Source organism: Dickeya sp. ws52, assembly GCF_007210685.1.
In the GTDB taxonomy this organism is placed as follows: Bacteria; Pseudomonadota; Gammaproteobacteria; order Enterobacterales; family Enterobacteriaceae; genus Dickeya; species Dickeya chrysanthemi.
Genome location: NZ_SZVX01000031.1, coordinates 25,465 through 36,139, shown reverse-complemented (window position 1 = coordinate 36,139; position 10,675 = coordinate 25,465). Strand labels below are relative to the sequence as shown.

At 55.0% G+C, this 10,675-nt stretch carries 8 protein-coding genes; 2 read left to right on the top strand and 6 right to left on the bottom strand.

All coding sequences use genetic code 11. The features are described 5' to 3' along the window. Positions 1–300 precede the first annotated feature (300 nt). Positions 301–1,602: an MFS transporter gene (locus tag FDP13_RS20585; protein ID WP_033576766.1), complete on the top strand. Its 1,302-nt coding sequence runs from the start codon at positions 301–303 to the stop codon at positions 1,600–1,602. Here the strand turns inward: FDP13_RS20585 and FDP13_RS20580 are convergent. The 5 genes from FDP13_RS20580 to trxC form a co-directional block, all read right to left on the bottom strand. After that, positions 1,599–1,922 (bottom strand): YfiM family lipoprotein, encoded by a 324-nt coding sequence (locus FDP13_RS20580; RefSeq protein ID WP_143840314.1) that lies wholly within the window; start codon positions 1,920–1,922, stop codon positions 1,599–1,601. The genes FDP13_RS20585 and FDP13_RS20580 overlap by 4 nt on opposite strands. A gap of 99 nt (positions 1,923–2,021) precedes the next feature. Next, positions 2,022–3,377, bottom strand: a complete 1,356-nt coding sequence (gene pssA, locus FDP13_RS20575; protein WP_027711076.1) for a CDP-diacylglycerol--serine O-phosphatidyltransferase — start codon at positions 3,375–3,377, stop codon at positions 2,022–2,024. 164 nt (positions 3,378–3,541) lie between these two features. Further along, the gene (locus tag FDP13_RS20570; RefSeq protein WP_143840312.1) at positions 3,542–6,208 is read right to left on the bottom strand and encodes a bifunctional acetate--CoA ligase family protein/GNAT family N-acetyltransferase; all 2,667 of its coding nucleotides are present in this window, start codon (positions 6,206–6,208) and stop codon (positions 3,542–3,544) included. Between the two features lie 33 nt (positions 6,209–6,241). After that, entirely contained in the window at positions 6,242–6,958 is a 717-nt protein-coding gene (locus FDP13_RS20565) for a tRNA-uridine aminocarboxypropyltransferase (protein ID WP_033576763.1), read from the bottom strand. 103 nt (positions 6,959–7,061) lie between these two features. After that, the gene (gene trxC / locus FDP13_RS20560; RefSeq protein WP_143840311.1) at positions 7,062–7,487 is read right to left on the bottom strand and encodes a thioredoxin TrxC; all 426 of its coding nucleotides are present in this window, start codon (positions 7,485–7,487) and stop codon (positions 7,062–7,064) included. Positions 7,488–7,865: 378 nt separating this feature from the next. Between trxC and FDP13_RS20555 the strand changes: the two genes are divergently transcribed. Continuing rightward, on the top strand, positions 7,866–9,011 hold the full coding sequence (locus FDP13_RS20555) for a tRNA/rRNA methyltransferase (RefSeq protein ID WP_143840310.1): 1,146 nt from the start codon (positions 7,866–7,868) through the stop codon (positions 9,009–9,011). A gap of 116 nt (positions 9,012–9,127) precedes the next feature. Here the strand turns inward: FDP13_RS20555 and emrB are convergent, their stop codons facing one another. Beyond that, a complete protein-coding gene (emrB, locus tag FDP13_RS20550) occupies positions 9,128–10,660 on the bottom strand; it encodes a multidrug efflux MFS transporter permease subunit EmrB (protein WP_027711082.1) in 1,533 nt (510 codons plus the stop codon). Positions 10,661–10,675 lie beyond the last annotated feature (15 nt).

The following is a 10,675-nucleotide window of genomic DNA, read 5'->3' as shown; positions in this document are numbered from 1 at the left end:
TGCCGAACTCAGAAGTGAAACGCCGTAGCGCCGATGGTAGTGTGGGGTCTCCCCATGCGAGAGTAGGGAACTGCCAGATACTCAATAGCAAGAAGGCCGCCTTTTAGGTGGCCTTTTTCTTTTTCATCATTCAAACGCTTTGGTTGAATTTTTGTAGTGGACCGCTCTATCCACGCCATGTCGCCGGCTTAAATAATGGCCTCAGGCGGTGTGAGTCTTTGCCTGAATCACTGCGTCTGCTTTACTTTGTCTGCTATAAGATAACAATTAGATAACAGACAACAACAGGGTAAAGCGTGCATGGTGAATACAATAAAGTCACAGGATGGAACAACGATCAGTAACGTGGGCTCGCGTCAGCGAATCTGGGCAATCGTTGGTGCATCATCGGGTAATTTAGTCGAATGGTTTGATTTTTACGTCTATTCGTTTTGTTCTCTTTATTTTGCCCACATCTTCTTTCCAACCGGAAATGCGACGACGCAGCTGTTACAAACTGCCGGTGTTTTCGCCGCCGGATTTCTGATGCGCCCTATCGGGGGGTGGTTGTTTGGCTATATTGCTGATAAATATGGCCGTAAACGATCTATGCTGATTTCTGTATGCATGATGTGTCTGGGGTCGCTGGTCATCGCCTGCTTACCCGGTTATGCAACTATCGGCGTTTGGGCGCCATTATTGCTGCTGATGGCCCGTTTATTCCAGGGATTGTCGGTGGGTGGCGAATACGGTACCAGCGCTACCTACATGAGCGAAGTGGCGTTGGAAGGGCGTAAAGGATTTTATGCGTCATTTCAATATGTCACGTTGATAGGGGGACAATTACTGGCGTTACTGGTCGTGGTTATCCTGCAATACGTGCTTTCCGATACGGAATTACGTTCATGGGGATGGCGTATTCCCTTTGCGTTGGGGGCGGCTCTGGCAGTTGTTGCCCTGTTTCTGCGCCGATCGCTTAATGAAACATCAGACAGCGAAACACGCGCACGTAAGGATGCCGGCTCGTTACGCGGGCTTTGGCGCAATCGTAGTGCTTTTATCATGGTGTTGGGTTTTACCGCCGGCGGTTCGCTCAGTTTCTATACCTACACTACCTATATGCAGAAATATCTGGTGAATACCGCAGGGATGAGCGCCAAGTCTGCCAGCGGTTTGATGACACTGGCATTATTTGTTTTTATGCTATTGCAGCCTTTATTCGGTGCGCTATCCGACAAAATTGGCCGACGCAGTTCCATGCTGTTTTTCGGGGCGCTATCGGCGTTGTTGACGGTGCCGATTTTATCGACGCTGCAAGGAATAACTAACCCGGTTATTGCTTTCTCGTTGGTGATGCTGGCGTTGGTGATCGTGAGTTTTTATACCTCTATCAGCGGTATTTTGAAGGCGGAAATGTTTCCACCGGAAGTCAGAGCGTTGGGGGTCGGGTTGTCTTATGCGGTAGCAAATGCCTTGTTTGGCGGTTCCGCCGAGTATGTCGCTTTGTCGCTGAAATCGCTGGGGATGGAAGAGTCCTTCTTTTGGTATGTTTCACTGATGGGGGCGCTGGCATTTCTGGTTTCGCTTGGGTTGCACCATAAAGGGAAAGGCGAAAAGCTCTAGGGGTGTGCTGCCTGCCATAAACAGTAGCCGGCCGTTGCGCCGGCTATGTCCCAGGTGAAATCTTTCACGCTCCATCCACTGCCTTGCGGCCGACTGTCGTATGTTTCTTTAGCGGCGCCGATACTGACGGAAAACATCAATCCGAATGTGGCGCTATGATTACGACTTTGATGCTGGCGTTCAGCAACCTCGCTACTTGCGGCGCTGATTAACGCCGATGCCAGAAAATGCTCGGCTTTATCGGGGCCGGTCCACCGATCTTGTGCCATATGTGTGCATCCTGAGCAGGAGAAAAGTAGGAGTAACAAGGCGCTTCGCATCATCATGCCTCGTGTTTTGGGGGTATTCTGCAGAGTTTACGACATGAAGCCGCATTCCCGGCGGGTATTAACACCCTATGCCGGGAATTCCACAGGTGGTTACAAAATTCGGCTTATCAGGCGGTCGATACGGATGCGGCGCAGGCGGCGAATAAGCTTGCGTACTTTTACCGGGTATTGGGCAATGCTTTGCAACTGCTGGTAGTGCGTGATGACCTGGGTATGGGCGCGAATGCATTCCAATTCCTGCCGGCGCTGAGTTTGCAGCACTTGCTCCGGGTCATGAATCAGGATGGCGTTTTCCAAATCCAGCCGCCAGGCGCGAGGGTTGAGGTTATTGCCCGTCAGTAATTGCCAGGCATCATCCACCCACATTCCCTTCAGGTGAAAGCTGTTGTCACCGTCTTTCCACAGGCGTACCACCAGTTGGTTGCTGTCGATATATTTTTGCAGACGGCTCAAAAAGCGGCGCAGGTTGATTTCATACAGATAAGGCAATGCACCAATAATTCGGAACGGTTGATCTTCAGGAATAAAAAAGTCGTTTGCCGTCTTATCGCCGATAATAATTTCTATCTGCTTACCGTTACGCAGCAGGCGAATGATATTGCGCACCAATAGCGCCGGTAAATTGAAATAGGGAGTACACATTACCAACTGCTGATCAGTGCAATACATAAGGTGATGTATCGTTCGGTTCAGCGGACTCTGTTTACCCAGCCCGACCAGCGGTGTGACCGTCAGTTGATTGTTATTGTCACCGACGCCAGGCAACAGGTAGGTCGCTGAGCGAAGAGACTGGCGGAACTGACGAATATCATTCTTAATGTCGATGGTTTTCGGGCGGGAAGGGGTGTCCAGCCGCTGTACCGCGGACGATGCCAGCAGGTCCTGCACGTAACGCGCCATGACGTCAGCCAGCACGGAATTATGAATGAGCTGGTAGCGATCGTAGCGGTATTTTTCATGCTGATGCAGATAGACGTCATTCAGACTGGCGCCGCTATAAAGCACGGTGTCATCAACAATAAACCCTTTCAGGTGCAGGACGCCTAATGCTTCGCGGGTATTAACCGGGATGCCGTAAATCGGGAAGGACACGTCATTGTGCTGTTGCGCCATGGCATAGTACCAATCGGCGTTGGTGCTGTCGGCGGCGACGCCGATACGACCGCGCTGAGCACGATGCCAGTCTACCAATACGCAAATCTCTAGCTCCGGACGCTGGCGTTTCGCCTGATAGAGCGCAGACAGAATCCCTTCACCGCCATCATCGTGTTCCAGATACAGGGCTACCAGATAGATGCGCTTCCTGGCCTGCAGAATCTGTTCTGTCAGTGTGGTACGGAAAAGCGCCGGGCTGTGGAGCGTCTGGACGTCGTCGGCAGGCTGAGGAATTTTAGGCAGTTGTGCAAGGTGTTGTTGATATTTCGTACGCTTTAGTTTTGACAACATCACAGTGCGATTCTTCTCTCATCGTGGGGTGACCGCATGGTCATGAAATACGTTAAGGCATAGCCGAATCGGGCGATGATACCACTACTTGGCGGGCGTTGTGAGCAAGTTTTGCTGCCGGTAGCGAGATCTCAACCACATCTGCGCATCTGGTTATAACTTAGTTATAATTGCACAGGCGCGCTCAACGGCAGCTCCAGCGTGACAATGCCGTCTTCCAATTGCACATCAACATTAAAGCCCAATTTTTTCGCCAGCGTGACCATTCCCTGATTCGTCGGCATGGTAATACCGTTAAGGCGATTCAATCCGTGAAGTCTGGCGTAGTGGATCAACTTTTCCAGCAACTTCCTGCCTAATCCCAATCCTTTCAGGTCTGAGCGTACCAGTACCGCAAATTCTGCACTGATGTTGTCGGGATCGGCGATGGCGCGTGTAACGCCGATAATCTCCGACTCGCCGTTCATATCTGAGCGGACGGCAATAAAAGCCATTTCACGATCGTAGTCAATTTGAGTCATGTTGGCCAAATCTTCATGAGTAAATTCGTTGATTTCACTGAAGTAACGGTAGTACAGGTCTTCTCGCGTCACTTTGCCGATAAAACGGGCCAGCAGCGGTTCGTCTTCGGGCAGGATCGGGCGAAACAGGCAGGACTGCCCATCCTTGAGCAGTACCGTTTCTTCCAGTTCCTGCGGATAAGGACGCACAGATAGCCGGGATTGCGGATCGCCGCTGAAAGGCGCCAAATGCAACGTCACATCGAGCAGGGTAAATTCCTCGCCGGACGCCAACAGCGGGTGAATATCCAGACGTTCGATCTCCGGGCAATCCAGAATCAGGTTGGAAACCTGCACCAGCAACCGGCTTAAAGCTGGAATATCCAGCGGTTTGAGGGCATTTTGGCTGCGAATTTTACCGCTTTTCAACGCCTGGACGATCAGATAGCGAGCCAGCGCCATATTCAGCGGCGGCAAGGCTACGGCGGCCTGTGTTTCCCGGTTCCATTCCGTTCCGCCTTCCCCCAGCATAATGAGTGGGCCGAAAATCGCATCCTGTTCAACGGCGATACGTAACTCCAGCGCGCCGGTGCGATTAGCCATACCTTGTACCAACAAACCGTGAACCCGGGCTTGCGGATTGGTGTGCCTGACCCGCTCCAGCATAGCCTCCGCCGCCAGTTGAACTTCTTGAGCATTTTGAAGGTACAGCATGACGCCCTGAATTTCCGATTTGTGGGGAATATCAGGGGAGCGCAGCTTAAGCGCTACCGGATAGCCAATTTTTTCCGCGATATACACCGCTTCGGTGCTGTCGCCGGCAATCCAGGTCGGTAACGTATTCAGGCCGTAAGCTTGCAGAATCGGCTGGACTTCATGGGTATCGAGCCGGGTGGTGCCCTCCTGCAACGCCTGGTTGATCAGCGCGTGCGCTTGCGCGGTGTTGGTGGTGAGGTCCGAGGGCAGCGCCGGAGTTTCTTTCAGTTGTTTTTGGTTACGGCGATATTCGACGATATGCATGAATGCCGTTACCGTGCCTTCCGGCGTGCGGTAGGTCGGGATCCCCGCCTCGTTGAACAGCCGCCGCGCTTCTTGTGAGGAAAACTCACCGCACCAGTTAGTCAGCAGCGTAATACGCTTGCCGCGCGGGTGTTGCTGTAACAATTGAATGAGACTTTCTGCGCTTTCCGTACCGGGGGCGGCGGCGCTTGGGGCATGGATAATCAACAGCGCATCATAATCGTCGCTGTCCAGCAGCGCTGACAGTGCCGCCTGATAACGTTGTGGGGTGGCGTCGTCGCGTAAATCGAGCGGATTGCCGATGGCGACGGTGTCGGGCAACACGGCGCGCAACGCCTGTTGCGTCGTTTCGCTTAGCGTCGCCAGCTTGCCTTGGCGGGCAATCAGTTGATCCAGCGCCTGCGCCGCAGGCGAGGCGCCGTTGCTGACGATCAGCAAGCGCTCGCCGCGCAGCGGGCGGAAATGACTGAGGGTTTCCACCGCCGAAAATAGCTCGTGGGTATCTTGCACGCGTAACAGCCCGGCACGCTGGATGGCGGCGTCGTAGGCGGCATCCAGCCCATGCTGGCCGTCATGCAGCAGTTGTTGCGCCTGGCGGCTGCGGCCGCTTTTGATGACCAGAATCGGTTTATTGCGTGATGCGCTGCGCGCGGCCGAAAGAAAGCGCCGGGCGTCGCTGATGTGTTCCAGATGCAACAGAATGGCGCTGGTTTTACCGTCCCGCGCCAGAAAATCCAACAGGTCGTCAACGTCAATGTCCAGACTGTCGCCCAACGCGATAAAGTAAGAGAAGCCGATGCCGCGTTGTTGCGCCCAGTCCAGAATGGTGTTGGAAACGGCGGCCGACTGCGAAATAAACGCCAGTTTGCCTTTTAGAATCGGCACCGGCGAAAAGCTGGCGTTGAGCCCTTGCCAGGGAGCCAGCAGACCGAGACTGTTAGGTCCCAACAGTCGTAATGCATAGCGGGCGGCGCAACTTTTCAACTCGGCGAATTGCGCTGGCGGAGCGGAAAGCACGATGACGGTTTTACAGCCGCGTTGCCCCAATGCTTCCAGCAGCGAGAGATTGCGATCGGCGCGTGTGCAGATAACGGCAAGGTCGGGCGTCATCGGCAGGCTGGCGACATCGCGGTACGCCAGTACGCCGCACACCGCTTTATATTTCGGCGTGACCGGCAGCACCGGCCCGTTGAATCCGCCATCAAGCAGATTACGCATCATCAGAAAACCGGCTCGTCCCGGTTTTTCCGACGCGCCGAGTACCGCAATAGAACGGGGACGTAACAGTGCTTCTAATCCGCGCTGGCTCATCAGTTACTCCTGTGGGAATACACCTGATTGATCTTAAACGTCCGTTGCCGTTTTTGCTGTGACAGTAGAGGAAATTTTCTTGTTCGCGTGATGTGCTTTGCCTGCCAGATAATGGCGGCGAAAACGATCGAAATGCGCTGCCAGCGCATCGGCGGCGTCGTTATCGCCGGCCTGACGCAGCAACGCAATGGCGATTTCCGCCGTGCAGTGCTGCCCGGCACTGCTGGCTTCCCGCAACTGATAGCGGGATAAGGCATCCACACTGAGCGACAGGATCGGTAATTTATCGAGGTATGGGCTTTTGCGGAACATTTTGCGCGCTTCCGGCCAGGTGCCGTCGAGCATGACAAACAGCGGCGGTTTGTCGCCGGTGGGCAACTGATGGGACACCTGGCGGCCTTCTTCATCGCCGTCGGCGAGAAACACCAGCCAGGGTTGATAGTCTGGGGTTTGCAGCGTGGCGAGCAATGCCGGGTCCGGTTCGGTACGGGACCATAGAAATGCTTCCGTCTGCGGCAGGATATCGGCAATTAAACGACCGGTATTGCTGGGTTTCAACGGTTCGGTATCGAACATGACCAGACAGAAGCGACTACGGGCGGTGCTTGGCGAAAGGGTATCGCACAGGCAGTGAATTTCCGGCAGCAAACAGCGCTGGCAGCGGATGACTCGGCAGCCGCGGGCGCGAAACGGGCGTGTAGAAAGAGCAAGGCGTTGCTGGCGCAGACGCAGAACAGCGTTACCGGTCATGGTTTTCCGTTAAAAAGCGTCATTCTAAACGACCGGGCTGCTGACCTAAAGCCCCGTGTGGCAAACGGGGCCTGTTGTTGGCGATAAAGGTATTCCGGGGGACTTAGAGCGATTCGTTAAGCCAGCTTTCAAAAGGCGTTTTGGGCATCGCACCGTTAAGCATGTCGACCATTTTACCTTGCTTGAACAGCATAATGGTCGGAATGCTGCGGATACGGAAACGCGCGCTCAGGCCCGGTTCCGCTTCGGTGTTTACCTTGATGAAGCGGATCTTGTCGGCATTTTCATCCGCGACGCTTTCAAACACCGGGGCAAAGTTGACGCACGGCCCGCACCAGGGTGCCCAGAAATCGACGACCACCGGCAGATCGTCCTGCAACAGTTTATCCAGCGTCTTTTCCGTTGCGTTTATCACCTCGCCACTGAAGAGCGGGTGGCCGCAGCGGCCGCATTTGGCATGATGGTTTTCGTTAATGCGGTCTTCCGGAAATCGGTTGGTGGCGTTACAGGATGCACATACCGTATTCATAAACGGGCCTCGATAGCAAAAGGACTGTAATCAAGTGTACTGTTGATCAATATGCGCGCATTGTGCGTCATGGGTTCAACAGCAGTCATGCAAAAGCAGGCTAAGTATGGAGAGCGGCTTGTGTATCAACAAGGCGTTTTACTCAATGGTTACAATAGTTATACCCGTCATACTTCAAGTTGCAGGTGCGTTGGCTTTCTTACCCGGCCCATCAATGAGTCTTGCCCTGTCGGGCCAGCGCGCTGCGTTGTTCAACACGCCAGCCGGTTGTTCTGCAACTCGAATTATTTTGGGTATCGTGACTTTTATGATCGGGCTGGTGGCTAAGCCGGTGGACATAGGGTAATCTTCGCGCCCAGCGCCTAGGTGGAGAAGAACATGAGCGATACATTGAGTGGAAAGGGCGGCAAAGTCCGTGTCATGTACGTCCGCAGCGAGGACGGTGACGAAAAGAACGGTAAGCCGAAACGTACGTCGGATAAGCGTCGCGGCGACGGCGACAATACCCGTGGCGGCGGCCGTAAAGGGCGGGATGGCGCGCCGCGCGGCGGGCGTGACAATGCCGAACGCGGTGGGCGTGACAACGCAGAGCGTGGCGGCAGGGATAGCGCCGAGCGCGGCGGCAAATGGCGTGGCGAGTCGGCTGGGCGTGAACGTCCGCGTCCGCCGCGTCGCGAGCCGGTTGAACATGCGGATTCGCCCTGGAAAACAGTATCGCGTGCGCCTGGAGAGACGCCGGATCACGGCGGTATTAGCGGTAAAAGCCAGGTTGATCCGGAACAGATTCGCCGCCAGCGTGCAGAGGAAACCCGTGTTTACGGAGAGAACGCTTGTCTGGCACTGTTCCTGAGCCGCCCGGAAGCGATTGTGCGCGGCTGGTTTTTGCAGGAAGTGACGCCGCGTTTTCGTGATGCATTACGCTGGATGGCCGCTAACCGCAAAGCCTACCACGTGGTGGAAGACGACGAGCTGGTTCGCGCCTCAGGTACTGAGCATCACGGTGGCGTGTGTTTTCTGATCAAGAAACGTCGTGGTCTGGATGTGGCGGCTTACCTGAGTGAAGCCGGGGAAACCGACTGTGTGCTGGCGTTGGAAGATGTCGGCAACCCTCATAACCTTGGCGGCATTATGCGCAGTTGCGCCCACTTCGGCGTGAAAGGCGTACTGGTGAACGATGCCTCACAACTGGAGTCCGGCGCTGCGGTGCGTACGGCGGAAGGTGGCGCCGAGCATGTGAAAGCCATCAGCGCTGAAGGTCTGGTTGATGCGCTGGCGCAGTTCCGTGCCGCGGGTTACACCATCGTTACTACCTCCAGTCATAAAGGGACAACCTTGTCGAAAGTCGCGTTGCCGGCCAAATCGGTGATCGTGCTGGGGCAAGAAGGGGATGGATTATCCGACAGCGCCTGGCAGCAGGGCGACGTCAAGGTGTCGATTGACGGCACCGGCAATGTAGAAAGCCTGAATATCTCGGTTGCGACCGGGATCCTGCTGGCGGAATGGTGGCGGCAGCATCACGGCTAAGCCTGTGCGGTTGGCAATGAGTGAATAAAAAAGGTGGCGCGGCCACCTTTTTTATTGTCAGCTTTAAACCACCTCCTCGGGAGGTGGTGATTGTTTATGGATGTTCGGCGTAGCAATCAGTGTGCGCCGCCTGCGGAGTGACTGCCGAATGGCGGTTTGGCGAACCATACCAAGACAATCAGCACGACGAAAACCCCGGCCGACAGCCAGAAGATTTCATTCGCACCAATAATCAGCCCCTGAGCGGTAATCTGCTGAGCCAGATAGCTGGATACCTGCTGTTGACTCATTCCCATCGCTTCCAGTTGCTGATAAGTCTGTTGCGCGATCGGATTATAGGGGGTAATCGCCTCGGTAAGCTGTTCGTGATGCAAGGCTTCCCGGCGTTCCCACAAGGTTGTGGTGATCGACGTGCCGATAGAGCCGGCCAACGTACGGGCAAAGTTCGACAGGCTGGAGGCGGCCGCCATACGTTCCGGCGGCAGGCCGGAGAGCGTGATGGTGGTTAACGGCATAAAGAAGCACGCTACGGCAAAACCTTGGACGAACTGCGGCCAGGCGGAAGCGCCGAAATCCATTGCAGGTTCGAAGGTATAGGCACGCCAGTAGAAACAGATCGCATACATGATGAAGCTGAACGTCACCAGACGACGCATATCCAGCTTATGCATGAATTTACCGATGAGCGGTGAAAGGATGACCGGCATCAGGCCCACCGGCGCGGAAGCCAACCCGGCCCAAGTGGCGGTATAGCCGAACACTACCTGTAACAACTGCGGTAACAGCACAATGGCGCCAAAGTAGAGCATGAACGCCAGGCTGGTACACAGGCAGCCGATGGTAAAGTTACGCATTTTAAACAACGACAGGTCGACTACCGGATGGTCGTCGGTCAGTTCCCAGACCACCAGTATCGTCAGCGATACGACGGCAACCACCGTCAGCACCACGATTTCCGTCGAGTTAAACCAATCCAGCTCTTTGCCCCGATCCAGCATCATTTGCAGGCTGCCGATGCCGGCTGCCAGCAAAACCAGCCCGATCGTATCGATAGGTCGGATCTCGGTTTTGGTTTCTCGTCCACGCAGGGTTTGCAACGTAATCAGCACCACCACGATACCGAGCGGGACGTTGATGAAGAAGATCCATCCCCAGTGATAGTTGTCGCTGATCCAGCCGCCGAGGATCGGACCGAAGATCGGGGCAACCACCACCGTCATTGACCACAACGCCAGCGCAATGCCGCGTTTAGCCGGCGGGTAGTTGTTCAGCAGCAGGCTTTGAGACAGTGGAATGATCGGGCCGGCAACCAATCCCTGCAACATACGGGAGACGATCAGCATCTCCAGACTGGTGGACATGCCGCACAGCCACGACGTTAGGGTAAACAGGATAGTGGCCCAGATAAACAGTCTCACCTCACCGAAGCGTTTTGCCAGCCAGCCGGTGATGGGGATGGAGATGGCGTTCGCCACCCCAAAAGACGTGATGACCCAGGTACCTTGTGAGTTAGAGGCGCCAAGATTCCCGGCGATAGTCGGAATGGCGACGTTGGCAATGGTTGAGTCCAGCACTTGCATGAACGTCGCCAGCGACAGCGCGATCGTCATCAGAGCCAGCGACATGCCCTCAAGCGGTTTTTTTGTCACGCTGCTCTCCTTCTA